This is a genomic window from Micromonospora cynarisoli (assembly GCF_030518815.1).
GTDB lineage: Bacteria > Actinomycetota > Actinomycetes > Mycobacteriales > Micromonosporaceae > Micromonospora > Micromonospora wenchangensis.
Window position 1 is genome coordinate 7,299,658 of the sequence record NZ_CP130426.1, and the last position, 19,886, is coordinate 7,319,543.

Consider the following 19,886-nt stretch of genomic DNA (forward strand, 5'->3'; position numbering starts at 1 on the left):
GTGACCAGACCGGCCCCCCTCGCCGGCACCGGTCGGGTGGCCGGCGCCGCCGCCCTGATCGCCGTGCTCACCGTCCTGGCCCGGCTCGCCGGGTTCGGCCGGACCGCCGTGTTCACCTGGGTCGTCGAACGCAGCGACCTCGGCGGCATGTACGTCATCGCCAACACCGTGCCGAACATCATCTTCGAGATCGTGGCCGGTGGGGCGCTGGCGAGTCTGGTCGTACCGCTGCTGGCCGGGCCGGTCGCGGCCGGTGACCGGCGGGCGGTGGCCGCGACTACCGGGGCGCTGCTGACCTGGACGGTGACCCTGCTGGTGCCGCTGGCGGCGCTGGTGGCGGTGTTCGCCGACCCGATCGTGGCGGCGATCTCCGACGGGCGGTCCCCGGCGGAACTGGCCGCCGGGGCGCGGATGCTGCGGGTGTTCGCCCCGCAGCTGCCGCTCTACGGCATCGGGATCGTGCTCACCGGGGTGCTCCAGGCGCACCGCCGGTTCGCCTGGCCGGTCGTCGCGCCGCTGCTGTCCAGCCTCACCGTCGTGGTGGTCTACCTCGTCTTCGGCGTCACCCAGGGGCGGGACGCGAGCATCGCGCAGGTGAGCCGGGGCGGTGAGCTGATCCTCTCCGGCGGCACCACCCTCGGGGTGGTGGTGCTGTCGCTGTCGCTGCTGGTCCCGCTGCGGCGGCTCGGGCTGACCTGGCGGCCCGGCTACGCGTTCCCCGCCGACGCGCGGGCCCGCGTCGGTGGGCTCGCCGTCGCCGGGGCGGTCACCGTCACCGCCCAACAACTGGCCCTGGTGGTCATCCTCAACCGGGTCTCCGGCGGCCCGACCGGCTCGCCGCAGGTGTACAACCTGGCCCAGACCGTCTACCTGCTGCCCTGGGCGGTGCTCGCGGTGCCGCTGGCGGTCGCCGCGTACCCGGGCCTGTCGGCGGCCGCCGCGTCCGGTGACGAGCAGGGCTACCGCGGCACGGTCGCCTCGACCACCCGGGGGGTGCTGCTGTTCGGTTTCCTCGGTGCGGCGGCGCTGGTCGGCACCGCCGAACCGGTCGGCCGGTTCTTCCCGCTCGGCGCGGAGCCGACCGCCGCCGCGATCGCCGGGTTCGCCCCCGGCCTGGTCGGCTACGGGCTGTTCGCGGTGCTGTCGCGGGCCCTCTACGCCCGGGGCGCCACCCGCGCCGCCACCGCCGCCATCACCACCGGCTGGCTGGTGGTGCCGCTGGTCGCGGTGCCGCTCGCGGCGCTGCTGCCGCGCGCCGACCGGGTGCTGGCCGTCACCCTGGCCAACTCCGTGGGCATGCTGCTGCTCGGGGTGCTGCTGGTCGCCGCGGTGCGCCGCAGCGCCGGGCCGGCGGCCCTGGCCGGTGCCGGTCGGGCCGCCACCGCCGGCCTGCTGGCGGCGCTGGTCGCCGCCCCGGCCGGTGGGCTCACCGCCCGGCTGGCGGCCGGCGGCGGCACCCCGACGACGAGCGGGGCACTCGTGCAGGGCATGCTGTCCGGGGCCGTGGTCGGCGTGCTGTTCCTCGCCGTCGCCTGGCTGGTGGACCGGCGGGACGTCGGGCCGCTGCTCACCGGCGTACGGCGTCGGCTGGGTGGCCGGCGACCGGCGGGTGACCCGCAGGACGGCGTTGCCCGCGACGCCGGTGACGGGAAGGAGACCCTCTCCCCATGACCGACGCGACGTCCGCCCCCGACGCCCGGGGCACGGTGGTGCTGCTGCTCGCCTCCAGCACCGGCGGGGTGGGCCAGCACGTCCGGTCGGTGGCGCGCGGGCTCGTCGAGGCCGGCCAGCCGGTGCTGGTCTGCGGCCCGGCCGCCACCGCCGAACAGTTCGACTTCACCGCCACCGGGGCCCGGTTCACACCGGTGGAGATCTCGGCCAACCCCACCCCCGCCGACGCGCGGGCGGTCACCGCGCTGCGCCGGGCGCTGGCCGGCACGCCCGTGCGGGTGGTGCACGCCCACGGGCTGCGCGCCGGGCTGGTCGCCGCGCTCGCCCGGCCCGTCGCGCCGCTCGTGGTCACCTGGCACAACGCGGTGCTCGCCGGGGGGCTGCGTGGGCGGCTGTCCCGGCTCGCCGAACGGGTCGTCGCCCGCTCCGCCCGGGTCGCCCTGGGCGCCTCCGCCGACCTGGTGCAGCGGGCCGCCGCGCTGGGCGCCACCGACGCCCGGCTCGCCCCGGTCGCCGCCCCGGCCCTGCCCGCCCCGCGTCGGCGTCGCGTCGCCGTACGCGCCGAGTTCGGTGTCGCCGCCGGGCAGCCGCTGGTGCTGTCCGTCGGCCGGCTGCACCCGCAGAAGCGCTACGACGTGCTCGTCGACGCCGCCGCCCGGTGGCGTACCCGCATCCCGCCGCCGGTGGTGGTGATCGCCGGCAGTGGCCCCGCCTACCTGCCGCTGGCGGCCCGGATCTCCGCCGCCCGCGCCCCGGTGACGCTGCTCGGGCACCGTACCGACGTGGCGGACCTGCTCGCCGGGGCGGACCTGGCGGTGGTGACCAGCGACTGGGAGGCCCGGCAACTGTTCGCCCAGGAGGCGCTGCGCGCCGGCGTGCCGTTGGTGGCGACGGCCGTCGGCGGGCTGCCCGAGTTGGTCGGCGACGGCGCGTTGCTGGTCCCGCCCGGTGACGTCGACGCGGTCGACGCGGCCGTCCGGTCGCTGCTGGACGACCCGAGCCTGCGCGCCGACCTGGCGAGGCGGGGGGCCGCCCGGGCCGCCGCGTGGCCCACCGAGGCCGACACCGTCGCCGCGTTGCGGGCCCTCTACACCGAACTGGACGCCGACCCGGCCGGGCGTGCCGGAGCGTCCGCCCCCGGCACCGACACCCCCTCGACGGGACGCGCCTGATGCTGCGCCGATTCACCCCGGTCCTGCTCACCCTGGTCGTGGTGGCGCTCGGGGTCACCGCCCTGGCCGCCCGCCCCGACAGCAGCCCGCCCCGGCGCACCGCCGACTACGTGGTGCTGGCCGGGGTGGCGGGGCTGCGCTGGTCCGACGTCGACCCGCAGAGCACCCCGACGCTGTGGCGGATGGCCCAGCAGGGGTCCATCGGTTCGTTGTCGACCCGTTCCGCGCACCGACCGACGTGCCCGGTGGACGGCTGGCTCACCCTCGGCGCGGGCAGCTACGCCGGCTGGAACGGCAGCCGCCGGCCGGGCGGGTGCCCACCGGCGGCGGTGACCGTGGAGCAGCCCGACGGGATCGGCGCGAACCTGCCCGACCAGGAACGGGTGGTCGCCTACAACGCCGACCGGCAGCCGTGGGGCACGGTGCCCGGTTCGCTGTCGGAGTCGGTGCGCTGCTCGGTGGCGGTCGGCCCCGGTGCCGCCGTCGCCGCCGCCCGCCCCTTCGGCCGGGTCGACAGGTACGCCCCGGCGTTGCCTGCCGACCCGGCCGGGCTGCTCGGTTCGTGTGTGCTGAGCATCGTCGACCTGGGCACGGTCAGCGGCACCGACCCGGCCGAGCGGCGGGCCGACGCCCGGCGGGCCGACGAGGCGTTGGCGAAGGTGCTGGCCGCCCGGCCGCAGCGGTCGCTGGTGCTGGTCGCCGGGGTGTCCGACACGGAGGCGCCGGCCCGGCTGCACGTGGTCGTCGCCGACGGGCCGGGGTGGGAGCACGGGTGGCTCACCTCCGCCAGCACCGGCCGGGAGGGTTACCTGCAACTGGTCGACCTCGCGCCGACGGCGTTGACGGCGCTGGGCCGGCCGATGCCCGAGCGGCTCTTCCTGGGCCGGCCGGCGGTGAAGGTCGACGGTCGCCCCGACGACCTGGCCAGTGCGATCGCCGCGCCGGCCGACGCCGACCGGGAGGCCGCCGCCCAGCGGGCCGTGGCCGGCTGGTTCTTCGGGCTGCTCGCCGCCGCCCAGATCGCCCTGGCCGTCGCGGTGCTGCCGCTGCTGCGTCGGGCGCGGCGGCTCGCCGGCCCGCACAGCCGGCCGCCGGTGTCGCCGCGGATCGTGGCGACGGTGGAGCTGCTGCTGATCGCCGTCGCGTTGGCGGTGCCCGCGGCGCTGCTCGCCGACGCGGTGCCGTGGTGGCGGGGCGACCACGCGGGGGCGTACTTCGGGTTGGTGACGGTCGCGTTGATCGTCGGCGCGACGGCCCTGGTCCGGTTCACCCCCGGCCACGACCGCACCCTCGGCCCGCTCGGCGCGGTCGCCGCCCTGGCGACGCTGGTGGTCGGCGCGGACGTGCTCAGCGGGGCCCGGTTGCAGCTCAACGGGGTGGTCGGCTACTCGGCCCTGGAGGGTGGCCGGTTCTCCGGCCTCGGCACGGTGGGCCTGGGGGTGTTCCTCGCCGGTTCGCTGCTCAGCGCCGGGTGGCTGGCGCAGCGGGTCCGCCGGCAGTGGCGGCCGATGGTGGTGGTGGCGGTCGGCGGGTTGGCCGTGGTGGTGGTCGGCAGCCCCTACCTGGGGGCCGACTCGATCGGGGCGATCGCGTTGACCGCCGGGGTGGCGGTGGCCGCCGCGATCAGCACCGGCGGCTGGTTGACGGTCAGCCGGCTGGTGTGGGCGACCATGGCCGGGTTGGCGTTGACCATCGGGTTCGCGGTGGTGGACCTGCGGCGTCCGGTGGAGGAGCGGGGGGCGTTGGGTCGGTTCCTGACCGCCCTGGGGGAGGGCACGGGCGGACTGACCGTGCACCGGTCGAGCACGGCGAACTTCCAGACGTTGGTGAACAGCCCGTTGACGGTGCTGGCGGTGGTCGGTGTGCTGCTGGTGTGGTTCGCGCTGCTGCAACCCTGGGGTGGGCTGATGCGGCTGTTCGGCATCTACCCGGCGATCCGGGCGGCGTTGGCGGGCACGGCGCTGGCCTCGGTGATCGCCGGGCTGCTCGGCGGTGCCGCGCTGGACGTGGCCGGGGCGGCCGGGGCGCTGGTGGTGCCGATGGCGGCGCTGGCCGCACTGCGGGTGCTGGACCACTCCACCGACCGCACCCAGCCCGGCACCGGCCAGCGTCCGGACGGCCCGGGTGGGGGACCGTCCGGCGGTGACCCCACCGGCGGGCGACCCGATGGCGACGGTGGGGCGGCCCGTGCGGGCGACGGCCCCGACGCCGCGGCGGCGTCCGACGGCGGCGGGCCGGCCGGGCCGGTCGACGGTGGCGCTGGCGGCCCGGACGCCGGGACACGGCCGGCGGGCCGCAGTGCGACACGGGTTCCGGTGGCGCGGGCCGCCACGCCGGGGGTGTCGGCCGCGACCGGGACGCCGGCCGGCCGGCGCGGCGTCGGAGCCGAATAGCCCGAGGTCGGGTGCGACGCCGGGTGCCCCCGGGGGAGGTGTTACCGTGGAATCCCGTGGATCGCGTGATCACTTGATCGGCACGGCGGTTCGCACGACCGCTACGGACGACACGGGAGCAGGCCTTGGCCCCTTCAGCACGCACGACCCGGCACATCTTCGTCACCGGGGGCGTCGCCTCCTCGCTCGGTAAGGGCCTCACCGCCTCCAGCCTCGGCAATCTGCTCACCGCACGCGGGCTGCGGGTGGTCATGCAGAAACTCGACCCCTACCTCAACGTCGACCCCGGGACGATGAACCCGTTCCAGCACGGCGAGGTGTTCATCACCGAGGACGGCGCGGAGACCGACCTCGACGTCGGGCACTACGAGCGGTTCCTCGACCGGGACCTGTCCGGCAAGGCCAACGTCACCACCGGCCAGATCTACTCCGACGTGATCGCCAAGGAACGACGCGGCGAGTACCTGGGCGACACCGTCCAGGTCATCCCGCACATCACCAACGAGATCAAGGCGCGGATCCTCGGCATGGCCGACCCGGACGCCGACGGTCAGATCCCCGACGTGGTGATCACCGAGGTCGGTGGCACCGTCGGCGACATCGAGTCGCTGCCGTTCCTGGAGGCGATCCGGCAGGTGCGCCACGACCTGGGCCGGGACAACTGCTTCTACCTGCACGTGTCGCTGGTGCCCTACCTGGCGCCGTCGGGGGAGCTGAAGACCAAGCCGACCCAGCACTCGGTGGCGCAGCTGCGCAACATCGGCATCCAGCCCGACGCGATCGTGCTGCGCTGCGACCGGGAGATCCCGGAGAAGCTCAAGGAGAAGCTGTCCCTCTACTGCGACGTCGACGCCGAGGCGGTCGTGGCCGCCCCGGACGCGCCGAGCATCTACGACATCCCCAAGGTGCTGCACCGCGAGGGTCTCGACGCGTACGTGGTGCGCCGGCTCGGCCTGTCCTTCCGTGACGTCGACTGGACCCGCTGGGACGACCTGCTGGAGCGGGTGCACCAGCCACACCACACGGTCACCGTGGCCGTCGTCGGCAAGTACGTCGACCTGCCCGACGCCTACCTGTCGGTCAGCGAGGCGATCCGGGCCGCCGGGTTCGGCCACCGGGCCCGGGTGCAGCTGCGCTGGGTGCCCAGCGACGACTGCGTGACCCCGGCCGGCGCGGCGTCGGCCCTGGCCGGTGTGGACGGCATCGTCATCCCCGGCGGGTTCGGCGTCCGCGGCATCGAGGGCAAGATCGGCACCGCCCGGTACGCCCGGGAGAACGGGGTGCCGCTGCTGGGGCTCTGCCTCGGCCTGCAGTGCATGACCATCGAGGTGGCGCGTCACCTGGCCGGTCTGGACGCGGCGAACTCCCTGGAGTTCGACGAGGACGCCAAGCACCCGGTCATCGCGACCATGGCCGACCAGGAGGACATCGTCGCCGGCCGGGGTGACCTGGGCGGCACCATGCGGCTGGGGGCGTACCCGGCGACGCTGGCCGAGGGGTCGATCGTGGCCGAGGCGTACGGCGCCACCGAGATCAGCGAGCGGCACCGGCACCGTTACGAGGTGAACAACGCCTACCGGGACCAGCTCACCAAGGCGGGCCTGCACATCTCCGGCACCTCCCCGGACGGCCGGCTGGTCGAGTTCGTGGAGCTGGACCGCAGTCTGCACCCGTTCTTCGTGGCGACCCAGGCGCATCCGGAGCTGAAGAGCCGACCGACCCGTCCGCACCCGCTGTTCGCCGGGTTCGTCAAGGCGGCAGTGGCGTACTCGCAGGCCGACCAGCTGCCGGTGGACCTCGACCCGGTGCCCGGGGCGGCGGCCGAGACGACGAGGAAGGGGACGCAGGCGGCGGCGAAGAACGCGTCCCGCAACGGCGCCCCGGCGACGGCGTCGTCCGCGTCGTGAGCGCCGTCGAGCACCGCTACGAGCTGCGTTCCCGGGTGCAGCGGTACGCCGGGCGGATCTTCACCGTGGTCACCGACGAGGTGACCATGCCCGGTGGGGGCACCGCCACCCGCGACTACGCCCGGCACGTCGGCGCGGTCGCCGTGGTCGCCCTCGACGACGCCGGTCAGGTGGTGCTGGTGCGGCAGTACCGGCAGCCGGTCGGACGGCACCTGTGGGAGCTGCCCGCCGGGCTGATGGACGTCGCCGGTGAGGATCTGCCGGTGGCCGCCGCCCGGGAGCTGGCCGAGGAGGCCGACCTGACCGCCGCCCGGTGGGACCTGCTGGTCGACGTGCACACCTCGCCGGGGTTCTCCGACGAGGTGGTCCGGGTGTTCCTCGCCCGCGAACTGGCCGAGGTGCCCGTCGGGCAGCGGCACGAGCGACACGACGAGGAGGCCGACCTGCAGGTCGTCCGGATCGACCTGGACGAGGCGGTCGGCATGGCCTTGGCCGGGGAGATCACCAACGGTCCGTGCGTGGCCGGGCTGCTGGCCGCCGCGCGGGCCCGGGACGCCGGTTGGTCGGTGCTGCGCCGCGCCGACACCCCGCTGCACCGCTGATCCGTCCGCCGACAGGGGCCGCCGCGGTACGCCGCGCGGCCCCTGCGTCGCGCGCCCACCCTGCCCGCGGTGCGTCACGACGTCGTTGCGGGAGCGTTTCCCGTCCGGTGGGCGGGGCCGCGCGGTGCGACGATGGGTGTGACGCCGAACGGCAGGCCCGCGCGGTATGCCTGACACACCGTCAGGCGCATCGGGCACCGGTTGTCACTGTGCCGCCCGTCGGGGGTGGACGGCACGCCTAGACTGCCGCCGGCGGGAACGGTGGACCGCGTCGGCAACGGAGCCGGCGGGGCGCCGCGCAGTCCGGGGTGCGGCATCCCGGAGAAGGGTGTCTTACGTGAAGGTCGGAATCCCCCGCGAGGTCAAGAACCACGAGTACCGCGTGGCGATCACGCCGGCGGGCGTCAACGAGTTCGTCCGCCACGGTCACCAGGTCTTCGTCGAGGCCGGCGCCGGCGTCGGGTCCAGCCTCACCGACGACGAGTTCACCGCCGCCGGGGCCACCATCCTCGGCACCGCCGACGAGGTGTGGGACACCGCCGAGCTGGTGCTGAAGGTCAAGGAACCGATCGCCGAGGAATACCACCGGATGCGCGCCGGGCAGGTGCTGTTCACCTACCTGCACCTGGCCGCCTCCAAGGAGTGCACCGACGCGCTGGTCGACCGGAAGGTCACCGGCATCGCCTACGAGACCGTCGAGCTGCCCGACCGGTCGCTGCCGCTGCTCGCCCCGATGTCCGAGGTGGCCGGTCGGCTCGCCCCGCAGGTCGGCGCGTACCACCTGCAGCGGCAGGGCGGCGGCCGGGGCATCCTGATGGGCGGCGTCTCCGGGGTGTACGCGGCGAAGACCGTCGTCATCGGCGCGGGCGTGTCCGGGATGAACGCCGCCGCGATCGCGCTGGGCCTACAGGCCGAGGTGCTGCTGCTGGACAAGAACGTGGCCCGGCTTCGGCAGGCCGACGCCATCTACCGGGGCCACCTGCAGACGGTCGCGTCCAACGCGTACGAGATCGAACGGGCGGTGCTCGACGCCGACCTGGTCATCGGCGCGGTCCTCGTCCCGGGCGCGAAGGCCCCGATGCTGATCTCCAACGAGCTGGTGTCCCGGATGAAGCCGGGCAGTGTGCTTGTCGACATCTCCATCGACCAGGGTGGCTGCTTCGAGGACTCCCGCCCCACCACGCACGCGGAGCCGACCTACCAGGTGCACGACTCGATCTTCTACTGTGTGGCGAACATGCCCGGCGCGGTGCCGCACACCAGCACGTACGCGCTGACCAACGTCACCCTCCCGTACGCCCTGGAGCTTGCCGACCAGGGCTGGCGCGACGCGCTGCGCCACGACCCCGCCCTGGCGCTGGGCCTGAACACCCACGACGGTCGGGTCGTCTACGGCCCGGTCGCCGAGGCGCACGGCATGACCACCCTCCCGCTGGACGAGGTGCTGGTCTGACCGGGCGGACGACGCACGCCCCGGCACCCGACGCCGTGCCCCGCGCGGCCGGGGCCGAGGGGGCGGGGGCGGCAGGTGACGACGGGGTCGGGGCGGGCGGGGAGCCTGCGCCGGCCCTGCGTCGGGCCGTGCGCGGCTACCTTGACCACCTCACCGTCGAGCGCGGGCTGTCGGTGAACACCCTCACCTCGTACCGGCGGGACCTGGACCGTTACCTGGACACCCTGGCCGCCGCCGGGATACGCGACCTGGCCGTCGTCGACGCCCGGCAGGTCGAGGCGCACCTGGCCCGGCTGCGCGCCGGCGACGACGACCACCCGCCGCTGGCGGTGACCTCGGCCGCGCGGGCCGCCTCCGCCGTACGCGGGCTGCACCGCTTCGCCGTCCGCGAGGGCCTGGCCGGCGTCGACCCCAGCCGCGACGTGCGCCCACCCACCCCGGCCCGCCGGCTGCCCCGGGCGCTGCCGGTCGACGACGTGGTCCGGCTGCTGGAGACCGCCGGCCCGGTCACCGCCACCGGCGACGGGGCGGCCCTGGCCCTGCGCGACCGGGCGCTGCTGGAGTTCCTGTACGGCACCGGCGCGCGGATCTCCGAGGCGGTCGGCGCGGCCGTCGACGACCTGGACGTCGACGAGGGCACCGCCCTGCTGCGCGGCAAGGGCGGCCGGACCCGGCTGGTGCCGATCGGCGGGTACGCCGTCGATGCGCTGCGCGCCTACCTGGTACGGGCCCGCCCGGCGCTGGTCGCCGCAGGGCGGGGCACCCCGACGGTCTTCGTCAACGCCCGGGGTGGGCCGCTGACCCGGCAGGGGGCGTGGACCGTGCTGCGGCGGGCCGCCCGCCGGGCCGGACTGCCGGTGGACGGGCCGCACGCCGTCTCCCCGCACACCCTGCGCCACTGTTACGCCACCCACCTGCTCGACGGCGGCGCGGACGTGCGGGTGGTGCAGGAGTTGCTCGGCCACGCCTCGGTCACCACCACCCAGGTGTACACGTTGGTCACCGTGGACCGGCTCCGCGAGGTGTACGCCACCACGCACCCCCGCGCCCGCGACGCGGACCCCCCGCCGGCCCGCTGACCGGCCGCTATGCCCGACACGCCGGACCGGTGCCGAACGCGCTGGTCGCCGGTGGCGTAGAGTCGGCATCGGCGCGGACCTCCTGGGCGACAACCGGGGTGCGCAGCGGCGCCGCGAAGGACGTCGGACAGCTCCGACGCCGGGTGGTCGTCGGGAGGGGGCAACGAGGACATGGCTGGCAACGGTGACCGTGCCGACGCCTGGACGTCGGAGCTCCGTGAGCAGCAGGCGTCGCTCGGCGCCGACCTGGGCCCGGCCGATCCGGCCGCCTACACGATGCGCAAGCCGATCCCCGAGCCGATGCCCACCGACCGGCACGGCCCGGCGCGGATCATCGCGATGGCCAACCAGAAGGGTGGGGTGGGCAAGACCACCACCACCATCAATCTGGGTGCGGCCCTGGCCGAGTACGGCCGCAAGGTGCTGCTCGTCGACTTCGACCCGCAGGGCGCCCTGTCGGTGGGCCTCGGCGTCAACCCGCACAACCTCGACCTGTCCGTCTACAACCTGCTCATGCAGGACGACGTCATCGCCGAGGACGTCCTGATCAAGACGGACGTGGCCGGCCTGCACCTGCTACCCGCCAACATCGACCTGTCGGCCGCCGAGATTCAGCTGGTCAACGAGGTCGCCCGGGAGATGGCCCTGGCCCGGGTACTGCGGACCATCCGCAAGGAGTACGACTACATCCTGATCGACTGCCAGCCCTCCCTGGGTCTGCTGGCGATCAACGCGCTGACCGTCGCGCACGGTGTGCTCATCCCCCTGGAATGCGAGTTCTTCAGCCTGCGCGGGGTGGCGCTGCTGCTGGACACCATCGACAAGGTCCGCGAGCGGCTCAACTTCGACCTGGAACTCGAAGGCATCCTCGCCACCATGTACGACAGCCGCACCACCCACTGCCGGCAGGTGCTGCAACGGGTGGTCGAGGCGTTCGGCGACAAGGTCTATCAGACCGTGATCACCAAGACGGTGAAGTTCCCCGAGTCCACGGTGGCCGGTGCGCCGATCACCACCCTCGACCCGGCCTCCTCGGGGGCCCGTAACTACCGGCAGTTGGCCCGTGAGGTGATCGCGGCCCAGGCCGACCGGTAGGCCGGGGTGCACGCCGGGGCGTCCCGGACGGCGACGACGTCCGGGACGTGGACTACGGTCGTCCGGTGACCGCGCCGCCGCTGGACCCACCGACGACCCCGCAGCAGCCGCCCGTGCTGGCCGCCGAGGTCGCCGCCGACGTGGCGACCGACCCGGCGGGGGTGCCGCAGGCCGGGCAGAGCGGCTTCACCGTCCGGCTGGCGAACTTCACCGGCCCGTTCGACCTGCTGCTGCAACTGATCAGCAAACACAAGCTGGACGTCACCGAGGTGGCGTTGCACACCGTCACCGACGAGTTCATCTCCTACATCCGCGCCATGGGCGACGAGTGGGACCTCGACGAGACCAGCGAGTTCCTGCTCATCGCCGCCACCCTGCTCGACCTGAAGGCGGCCCGGCTGCTGCCGTCGGCCGAGGTGGAGGACGAGGAGGACCTCGCCCTGCTGGAGGCGCGGGACCTGCTCTTCGCCCGGCTGTTGCAGTACAAGGCGTACAAGGAGGCGGCGGCGCACATCGCCGAACTGGAGGCGGTCGGCGGGCGACGCTACCCGCGTGCGGTCACCCTGGAAGCCCGCTACGCCGAGGCCCTGCCCGACCTGGTGCTCGGCATCGGCCCGCAACGGCTGCTCACGCTCGCCGTGCGGGCGATGACCCCGAAGCCGGTGCCCGAGGTGTCCATCGCGCACGTGCACCTGGTCCGGGTCAGCGTGCGGGAACACGCGGCGGTCCTCGCCGAGCGGCTTCGCCGGGCCGGGATCGCCACCTTCGCCCTGCTCTGCGCCGACTGCGAGATCACCCTGGAGGTGGTGGCGCGTTTCCTGGCGCTGCTGGAGCTGTACCGGGAGGGGCTGGTCGCGTTTGTCCAGGAGGAGGCCCTGGAGGAGTTGACGGTGCGCTGGACCGGCCCCGCCGAGGGCGGTGCCGAACTGCACGTCGACGAGTACGCCGGCACCCCCGCCGACCCCGACCCGGCCGGTGCCGCCGCCGACACCCCGGCCGGTGCCGCGCCCGCCGTGGTGGACGCCGCCACCGACCCGGGACCCGCTGAGCCGGTGTCCGCCGGCCCGGTGCCCGCCGGCCCTGGGCCTGCTGGTCCGGCGTCGGCCGGGACGGTGGACGAACCCGCATCGATGCAGGAGTGACGTGATGAACGACGAGGAGCGTCGGGACTCGCTGGCCGACCAGGCCGCCGCCTGGATTCCCCCGTGGGAGCGGCCCGCCCCCGCGCGGAAGCCGGCTGCCACCCCGTCCGAGCCCGAGGGTGTGGACGTTCCCGGTGTGCCCCCGACGGACACGGTTCCCGGGCCGCCCGCGCCAACGGCAGCGGCCGACCCGGCGGCAGCCGACGCCGAAGCGGCCGACGCGGGGACGGTCGACGCCGAGGCACCGGGTACCGGGACGGTCGAGTCCGGGGCGGCAGGCGCCGCGACGGTCGGTACCCAGGGAGGCAGTCCCGGTGCGGCCGAGGCCGCAACCGCGGCCGGTGGGCCCGGTGGCGGCGACGCCGGCCCGGACGCGGTGGGGGAGCGGGGCGCGGCGGGCGTACCGAAGCGGCAGCCGGCCGGGCGACGGCGGGCGACGGTCGCCCCGCCGCCGGCGCCCGAACTCGACGACGCGGAGCTGCGCGGCGCGTTGGAGGCCATCCTGCTGGTGGTCGACGAGCCGGTCAGCGAACTGGTGCTGGCGCAGGTGCTGGAGCAGAAACCGGAACGGATCGGGCCGGTGCTCGACGACATCGCGGCCGGCTACACCGCCGCCGGGCACGGTTTCGAGCTGCGCCGGGCGGCCGGAGGCTGGCGGCTCTACACCAGGCCGGAATACGCCGCGCACGTGGAACGGTTCGTGCTGGACGGGCAGTCGGTCCGGTTGACCCAGGCCGCCCTGGAGACACTCGCGGTGGTCGCCTACAAGCAGCCGGTGACCCGGGGTCGGGTCTCGGCCATCCGGGGTGTCAACTGTGACGGGGTGCTCCGTACCCTGGTCTCCCGAGGGTTGGTCGAGGAGTGCGGCGCCGAACCGGACAGTGGGGCGTTCCTCTACCGGACCACCACGATGTTCCTGGAGAAGCTGGGCCTGGACTCGGTCGCCGACCTGCCCCCGCTCGCCCCGTTCCTGCCCGACGACGTAGAAGAGCTTGCCGATGCCACGCGATAACCGTTCCCCCAAGCCCGACGCTCCGGTGTACGAGGGTGCCGAGCGCCTCCAGAAGGTGCTCGCCGCCGCCGGCGTCGGCTCCCGACGTGCCTGCGAGGATCTGATCTTCCGGCGTCGGGTGACAGTGAACGGACGGGTCGCCCAGCTCGGGGACAAGGTCGACCCCGCCACCGCCGTGATCCACGTCGACGGGGAACGCCTCCAGGCCGACAACCGCCTGGTGTACGTGGCGATGAACAAGCCGCGCGGGGTGGTCACCACGATGGCCGACGAGAAGGGCCGCAACGAGCTGGCCGAGTTCATCGGCAACCGGGTCGAGCAGCGGGTCTACCACGTCGGGCGGCTCGACGCGGACAGCGAGGGGCTGCTGCTGCTCACCAACGACGGCACCCTGACCCACAAGCTGATGCACCCGTCGTACCAGGTGCTCAAGACCTACCTGGCCGAGGTGGCCGGGCCGATCCCGCGTAACCTCGGCAAGCGGCTGCTGGCCGGCGTCGAGCTGGAGGACGGGCCGGTGAAGGTCGACTCGTTCAAGGTGGTGGACACCCTGGGGCGAACCGCCCAGGTGGAGCTGAGCCTGCACGAGGGGCGCAAACACATCGTCAGGCGGCTGCTGGCCGAGGTCGGGCACCCGGTGTCGCGGCTGGTGCGTACCTCGATCGGGCCGATCAAGCTCGGTGACCTGCGCACCGGGCGGATCCGGCGGCTGACCAACGCGGAGGTCGCCGCCCTGTTCAAGGCCGTGGGTGACTGACCCCGCCGCAGCGGGTACGTGTGCCGGTAGGCTTCCACGCGGCCCGCGGGCCGGTGGTGGCGTGCGCCGCCCCGGCGGCGCGGAGGGACCCGCGAGGCGCGGGATGATGGACGACGATTGACGACCGCTCAACGGCGTCGGGACGACCGGCGACCCGCGAGATACGGGCTGAGGAGGACAACGGTGGAGGAAAACGTACGGGCCGGGCGCTGCGTGGTCGCTGTGGACGGGCCGTCCGGTTCGGGGAAGTCCACCGTCTCGCGGCGGCTCGCCGTCGGCCTCGGTGCCCGCTACCTGGACACCGGCGCGATGTACCGGGCGATCACCTGGGCGGTGCTGCGCTCCGGTGTCGACCTGACCGACGCCGCCGCGGTGGGCAAGGTCGCCGAGGAGGTCGAGCTGCGCATCGGCACCGACCCCCAGGGGTACGGCGTGACCGTCGACGGGGTGAACGTCGACCGGGAGATCCGGGGCCCCGAGGTGACCGGCGCGGTCTCCGCGGTGGCCGCCGTCCCGGCGGTGCGGGCGCTGCTCGTGGCCCGGCAGCGGGAACTGATCACCCACGCCGGCCGGATCGTTGTCGAGGGTCGGGACATCGGTGCCGTGGTGGCCCCCGACGCCGACCTGAAGGTCTACCTGACCGCCTCCGAGGCGGCCCGGGCCCGGCGGCGCAGCGCCGAGGACGCCGTCGACGTCGCGGCGACCGCCGCCGACCTGGCCCGCCGGGACCGCCTCGACTCCACCCGCACGGTCGACCCGCTGCGGCAGTCCGCCGACGCCGTCGAACTGGACACCACCGAGCTGGGCATCGACGAGGTCGTCGACCGGCTGCGTGGGCTGCTCACCGAGCGGGGAGTGGCATGAGCGACGGCTGGGTGGAGCTACGCGAACCGGACGTCGAGACCGACGAGCCGACCGGTCCGCAGCCGGTGGTGGCCGTGGTGGGCCGCCCCAACGTGGGCAAGTCGACGCTTGTCAACCGGATCATCGGCCGCCGGCAGGCGGTCGTCGAGGACACCCCCGGGGTGACCCGGGACCGGGTACCCTACGACGCGCAGTGGAACGGCCGCTCGTTCACCGTGGTGGACACCGGCGGTTGGGAACCGGACGCGAAGGACCGGGCGGCGGCCATCGCCGCGCAGGCCGAGACGGCGGTGCTCACCGCCGACGTGGTGATCTTCGTGGTCGACGCGATGGTCGGCTCGACCGACGTGGACGAGGCCGCGGTGCGGATGCTGCGGCGCAGCGCCAAGCCGGTGATCCTGGTGGCCAACAAGACCGACAACAGCGCCATCGAGCTGGAGGCCACCTCGCTGTGGTCGCTGGGGCTCGGCGAGCCGCACCCGGTCTCCGCCCTGCACGGCCGGGGCTCCGGGGAACTGCTCGACGCCATCCTCGACGCCCTGCCCGAGGCCCCGAAGATCGTCGAGAACCGGCCGCGTGGCCCCCGCCGGGTGGCCCTGGTCGGCCGCCCCAACGTCGGCAAGTCCAGCCTCCTCAACCGGTTCTCCGGTGAGGAACGGGCCGTCGTCGACTCGGTCGCCGGCACCACCGTCGACCCGGTGGACAGCCTCGTCGAGATCGGCGGCGAAACCTGGCAACTGGTCGACACCGCCGGGCTGCGCAAGCGGGTCGGCAAGGCCAGCGGCACCGAGTACTACGCCAGCCTGCGCACCGCAGGCGCGATCGAGGCGGCCGAGGTGGCGGTGGTGCTGCTCGACTCCAGCGAGCCGATCAGCGAACAGGACCAGCGCATCCTGACCATGGTCGTCGAGGCCGGCCGGGCCCTGGTGATCGCCTTCAACAAGTGGGACCTGGTCGACGCCGACCGCCGGTACTACCTGGACAAGGAGATCGACCGGGAGCTGCGCCGCATCCCCTGGGCGATCCGGCTCAACCTGTCGGCGCAGACCGGCCGGGCCGTCGACAAGCTCGCCCCCGCGCTGCGCAGGGCGCTGGCGAGCTGGGAGACCCGGGTGCCCACCGCGCAACTCAACCAGTGGCTCACCGCCCTGGTCCAGGCCACCCCGCACCCGGTGCGCGGCGGCCGGGCCCCGAAGATCCTGTTCGCCACCCAGGCGGGTGTCTCCCCGCCCCGGTTCGTGCTGTTCACCACCGCCCCCCTGGACGCCGGCTACCAGCGTTTCGTCGAGCGCAAGCTCCGCGAGGAGTTCGGCTTCGAGGGCAGCCCGGTAGAGATCTCCGTACGCCCCCGCAAGAAGCTCGGTCCCGGCGGTCGGGGCAAGGCCCACGGCTGATCCGCTGTCGACACAGGCTGCCCGCTTTACCCCGGGACGGCAGCCTGTGTCGTATCCCCTCTTTCCTAGGATGCTCTAGGGGTGGTGGCGGTGCCCACCGGCGCGGCGGGGGGCTGTGCGCGCGGTGCGAAGATCCTGCGCTAAGCTGTACCGGCTGCCGCGGGGGAGACCACGCGGGGAGCATCGGGACGTGGCGCAGCTTGGTAGCGCACTTGACTGGGGGTCAAGGGGTCGTCGGTTCGAATCCGGCCGTCCCGACAGATAAAATGCCCTGACCAGCGGGAACGTTGGTCAGGGCTTTGACTTTCTTCTATGAAGATTTGAATCGCCCCCCGAAAACCCCCCGTTTACCAGGGGTGGCGGTCAGGTTCTGTCATCCATGTGCATCGTTGGGTGTTGCTGGTGTGGAACGGCGCTGGCGGTGGGCACCGAGCCGTTCGAGGATGTCGGAGACGTCCGGGGCTTGGACGGGTTTGGCGATGTAGTAGGTGTCGGTGACCTCCTCGCTGGAGTGTCCGAGCTGCGCGGACGCGCTCTTGGTGTCCTTCTCCTCCTTGATGAGGGTGGCGACGGTCTTGCGGAAGGTGTGCGGGGTGACCCAGGCGAGGTCGGTGTCGGCGCGGGCCTGACGCCACTGGCGGCGGACGTTGTTGGGGGAGAGCCAGGTGCCGCGTCGGGACGCGAAGATCGCGTCGTGGGGGTTGTCGGGGGCGTCGAGTTTGCGGGCCATGAGCATGCCGACGGCGAAGCGGGGCAGGACGATCCTCCGGTAGCCGGCGTCGCTCTTGGTCCAGGGTTGACGGTAGTTTCCCTGGCTTTTGACGAAGACGAGGGTGCCGCAGATCGTCAGGGTGGGGCGTTCGGCGGCGAGGTCGAGGTCTTCCCAGCGCAGGGCGAGGATCTCGCCGATGCGTGCGCCGGTGGCGAGCATGAGGTCGACGACGTCGGCCAGGTCGCCGGTGTGTCGGGGGCCGGGTTTTGCCGGGGATCGGTCGCTGCCAGTCGCGGTTGGCGGTGCGGACGGCGTGGAGGTGTTCGTCGGAGAGGGCGACGACGGTGCGGCGGGGTTTGCGGAGCCCGACCGGTGTCGCGTACGGGGTTGGTGGGGATCGCTCCGTGACGGACGGCCAGCGCGAACATCTGGCTGAGGACCACCTTGACGCCTTTGGCCGCTGCGGGGCGGTCCTTGGCGATCTCGCGGAGGAACCGGTCCAGTCGTCCGACGCTGGTCTCGCGGATTCGGAGGTTGCCGAGGGCGGGCAGGATCGCGGTACGCACGCTGGTCTCGTACCGGTGGATGGTCTGGGGCGCGATCCGTTCCTCGGCGGTGATCTCTTCGATCCACGCTTCGGCCAGCCGGCTGACGCGGGTCTCCCGGGTGATCTCGTCGTCGTTGGGGATGGTGCGGTCACGTAGCTTGACCTTCAGCGCCCGTTCGGCGGCGGCACGGGTGGCGTCGGTGGTTTCGATGTCGCGGGTCTTGCCGTCGTAGTCACGAAACCGGGCCCGGGCGCGGAACCGGTTGGGGGCGAGCTTCTCGGTACGGATGCCACCCCAGGTGCCGATGGGAAGTTCGGGTCGGGCCATGACTCACCGCTCCGAGTCGGTGTGGTCGTCGAGCCAGCGTTCGACCTCACTGCGCCGGTAGCGCAGGGTGTTGCCGACGCGGATGGCGCGGGGGCCCTTGCACCTACGGCGGCATGAGAGAGCTTCTCCGTCCAGATGCGGGCTGTTTCTACCGTGAGGACATGCAGTGGTGTCTCTTGCTCGCTGGCATCGGGCTTGTGGCGGGCGTCGTGGTCCTGATCCTCCAGCGCAGAGGTCGTCGGCCGCAGAGTGCAGCGGAGAAGGCGGCGGCCGCGCGGGCGGCGATGCGGGCGATGCGCCGCGACTCGCCGCGCCCTGATCGCGACATCTTTCACCGGGGTCGTGGTGTTCCCGATCGGCACTCCGCCGCCATCGTGGAGAACGCCTGGTATGGAGACGCTGCGAACTTCGATGCCGGCGGCGGAGGGGGAGCGGACTGAGCCCCCACCCGAGAGGTGCAGCTGTGCTTACCTAATTGCGAAACAGGCCCCTCTCAACCGGATGGCTGCCTGAGGCAGGCATCACTGCATTTAGGCGATCATGGGTGTATTTGGCTGGAGACGACGAGTCCTTCCCGTGAACGTTCGTCGGTGGGACCAGCCGACACGACTACATCGCCGCGAGTGGATACCGATCGGCGTCAGGAACACGCCTGGGTCGCTTGGCAGCACGTCGATCGCTTGTCGGCTGTCCGGTCAGTCGGCCGGACCGCCCGACTCGCGGCAGCAGCCGATGTCGTTGTGGTGGTCCAGCCACCGGCGTACTGCCGTGAGGTCGCTGTGGGTCAGTCCGCGCTGTGGATCGACGTGGTGCAGGAGTGCCGGTTGTGGGTGATGTACGGCGACCCATCGCCGGTCAGCGTCGGTGGTTTCGTCGTCGAGCCAGACGAATGGGCGTTCTGCCGCCCAGCGCACCAACGGTCTGGTCTTCCAGTGCACTCCACGCGGTGGTTTCTCGTCGTCGGGCCAGTCGATGACGGGGAGGGCGGGAAGACCGATCCTGGGTGCTACGACCTCGTTGGCTTCGGCCATCCAGGTGCTGGCCCAGGTCAGCTCACCTGGCAGGGCGAGTAGCCGTTGACCGTCGGCGGGATCGAGCCGGTCCAACAGGGGATTGCCGTGGCGGTCGGCACCGTCCGCCGCTGTGCCGCTCCAACGAGTACCGACTTGGTGCGGTCGGGCCCGTAGTGGGATCAGCACGTCATCGATGTCGACAAAGATCAATGGTCGTCTGACGTTGGCGGGCACTGCGGAACCGTACCGCGACGGGCGGTCGGGGCCGTTGACGCCAGCGGCCGGTGACCTTCAGCGGCGCGAGAACGGCATGGGCGGATGTTCAGGCGAGGTCGTCGCCGCTGACCACCGGGCAGCCGAACAGATCGCTGAGAACTGTCCGCTGATGCTCGGTCAACGGGTTGACGAAAATGGCCATCGCGACCGCGGCTGACCGGCATGCGTCGGCGACTTCGTGGGCCTTGCCCGAGCTGAGCAGGGTTCGCCGGGAGAACGGCGACGTCATCCTGCTCGCGCCGCCGCGGGAGATACCCCGCCTCTGGACCTGCCGGCCAACCACTCGTCCACCACGTGCTTCCACTGAAGCCGCCAGAAGGTCAAGTTTCGCCTCAACCTGTTTGTCCTTGGCGGAGAACAAGCCAACCAGCATCACGCCGGCACCTGCCAGCCGGATGCTTGGGTGCCCAGTTTGCCTTCCTGTCACTACGCAAGGTTACAAAGCCCCGCCGCCTCGCGGGCGGTCGTG

16 protein-coding genes, 1 tRNA gene and 2 pseudogenes are annotated in these 19,886 nt (G+C 73.2%); 15 read left to right on the forward strand and 4 right to left on the reverse strand.

Annotation, left to right across the window (positions count from 1 at the left end; genetic code table 11):
* The 14 genes from murJ (at nucleotide 1) to Q2K16_RS32115 (ending at nucleotide 16,799) form a co-directional block, all read left to right on the forward strand.
* A complete protein-coding gene (gene murJ, locus Q2K16_RS32050; RefSeq protein ID WP_302742381.1) occupies nucleotides 1-1,671 on the forward strand; it encodes a murein biosynthesis integral membrane protein MurJ in 1,671 nt (556 codons plus the stop codon).
* A complete protein-coding gene (locus Q2K16_RS32055) occupies nucleotides 1,668-2,843 on the forward strand; it encodes a glycosyltransferase family 4 protein (RefSeq protein WP_302742383.1) in 1,176 nt (391 codons plus the stop codon). Before murJ ends, Q2K16_RS32055 begins: the two co-directional genes overlap by 4 nt.
* Nucleotides 2,843-5,236, forward strand: a complete 2,394-nt coding sequence (locus Q2K16_RS32060; RefSeq protein WP_302742385.1) for a hypothetical protein — start codon at nucleotides 2,843-2,845, stop codon at nucleotides 5,234-5,236. The genes Q2K16_RS32055 and Q2K16_RS32060 overlap by 1 nt, the downstream gene beginning before the upstream one ends.
* Nucleotides 5,237-5,361: 125 nt before the next feature.
* Complete coding sequence (pyrG, locus tag Q2K16_RS32065; RefSeq protein ID WP_302742386.1) at nucleotides 5,362-7,143, forward strand: CTP synthase; 1,782 nt, start codon at nucleotides 5,362-5,364, stop codon at nucleotides 7,141-7,143.
* Nucleotides 7,140-7,745: an NUDIX domain-containing protein gene (locus Q2K16_RS32070; RefSeq protein ID WP_204962031.1), complete on the forward strand. Its 606-nt coding sequence runs from the start codon at nucleotides 7,140-7,142 to the stop codon at nucleotides 7,743-7,745. Before pyrG ends, Q2K16_RS32070 begins: the two co-directional genes overlap by 4 nt.
* A 337-nt stretch (nucleotides 7,746-8,082) precedes the next feature.
* The gene (ald, locus tag Q2K16_RS32075; protein WP_302742389.1) at nucleotides 8,083-9,198 is read left to right on the forward strand and encodes an alanine dehydrogenase; all 1,116 of its coding nucleotides are present in this window, start codon (nucleotides 8,083-8,085) and stop codon (nucleotides 9,196-9,198) included.
* 116 nt (nucleotides 9,199-9,314) lie between these two features.
* Nucleotides 9,315-10,277: a site-specific tyrosine recombinase XerD gene (locus Q2K16_RS32080; protein WP_302746692.1), complete on the forward strand. Its 963-nt coding sequence runs from the start codon at nucleotides 9,315-9,317 to the stop codon at nucleotides 10,275-10,277.
* 171 nt (nucleotides 10,278-10,448) lie between these two features.
* Nucleotides 10,449-11,372, forward strand: a complete 924-nt coding sequence (locus Q2K16_RS32085) for a ParA family protein (RefSeq protein WP_088644512.1) — start codon at nucleotides 10,449-10,451, stop codon at nucleotides 11,370-11,372.
* Nucleotides 11,373-11,437: 65 nt separating this feature from the next.
* The gene (locus Q2K16_RS32090) at nucleotides 11,438-12,514 is read left to right on the forward strand and encodes a segregation and condensation protein A (RefSeq protein ID WP_302742392.1); all 1,077 of its coding nucleotides are present in this window, start codon (nucleotides 11,438-11,440) and stop codon (nucleotides 12,512-12,514) included.
* Nucleotides 12,515-12,518: 4 nt separating this feature from the next.
* The gene (gene scpB / locus Q2K16_RS32095) at nucleotides 12,519-13,526 is read left to right on the forward strand and encodes an SMC-Scp complex subunit ScpB (RefSeq protein WP_302742394.1); all 1,008 of its coding nucleotides are present in this window, start codon (nucleotides 12,519-12,521) and stop codon (nucleotides 13,524-13,526) included.
* Nucleotides 13,513-14,283: a pseudouridine synthase gene (locus tag Q2K16_RS32100; RefSeq protein ID WP_204962026.1), complete on the forward strand. Its 771-nt coding sequence runs from the start codon at nucleotides 13,513-13,515 to the stop codon at nucleotides 14,281-14,283. The genes scpB and Q2K16_RS32100 overlap by 14 nt, the downstream gene beginning before the upstream one ends.
* 183 nt (nucleotides 14,284-14,466) lie before the next feature.
* The gene (gene cmk, locus Q2K16_RS32105) at nucleotides 14,467-15,147 is read left to right on the forward strand and encodes a (d)CMP kinase (RefSeq protein ID WP_302742397.1); all 681 of its coding nucleotides are present in this window, start codon (nucleotides 14,467-14,469) and stop codon (nucleotides 15,145-15,147) included.
* Nucleotides 15,144-16,541, forward strand: coding sequence for a ribosome biogenesis GTPase Der (gene der / locus Q2K16_RS32110; RefSeq protein ID WP_302742399.1), 1,398 nt, complete (start codon nucleotides 15,144-15,146; stop codon nucleotides 16,539-16,541). The genes cmk and der overlap by 4 nt, the downstream gene beginning before the upstream one ends.
* A gap of 184 nt (nucleotides 16,542-16,725) precedes the next feature.
* Nucleotides 16,726-16,799 (forward strand) — tRNA-Pro (locus tag Q2K16_RS32115).
* 115 nt (nucleotides 16,800-16,914) lie between these two features.
* Here Q2K16_RS32115 and Q2K16_RS32120 read toward each other — a convergent pair.
* Nucleotides 16,915-18,128 (reverse strand): annotated as a pseudogene (locus tag Q2K16_RS32120) (tyrosine-type recombinase/integrase).
* Between the two features lie 3 nt (nucleotides 18,129-18,131).
* Nucleotides 18,132-18,233, reverse strand: a pseudogene (locus Q2K16_RS32125) (DNA-binding protein); the annotation flags it as partial.
* A gap of 8 nt (nucleotides 18,234-18,241) precedes the next feature.
* Here Q2K16_RS32125 and Q2K16_RS32130 point away from each other — a divergent pair.
* Nucleotides 18,242-18,568, forward strand: a complete 327-nt coding sequence (locus Q2K16_RS32130; protein ID WP_302742401.1) for a hypothetical protein — start codon at nucleotides 18,242-18,244, stop codon at nucleotides 18,566-18,568.
* Between the two features lie 255 nt (nucleotides 18,569-18,823).
* Here Q2K16_RS32130 and Q2K16_RS32135 read toward each other — a convergent pair whose 3' ends face one another.
* Complete coding sequence (locus Q2K16_RS32135) at nucleotides 18,824-19,351, reverse strand: HAD domain-containing protein (RefSeq protein ID WP_489671948.1); 528 nt, start codon at nucleotides 19,349-19,351, stop codon at nucleotides 18,824-18,826.
* 112 nt (nucleotides 19,352-19,463) lie between these two features.
* Nucleotides 19,464-19,793, reverse strand: a complete 330-nt coding sequence (locus Q2K16_RS32140; RefSeq protein ID WP_302742404.1) for an HflX-like GTP-binding protein — start codon at nucleotides 19,791-19,793, stop codon at nucleotides 19,464-19,466.
* Nucleotides 19,794-19,886 lie beyond the last annotated feature (93 nt).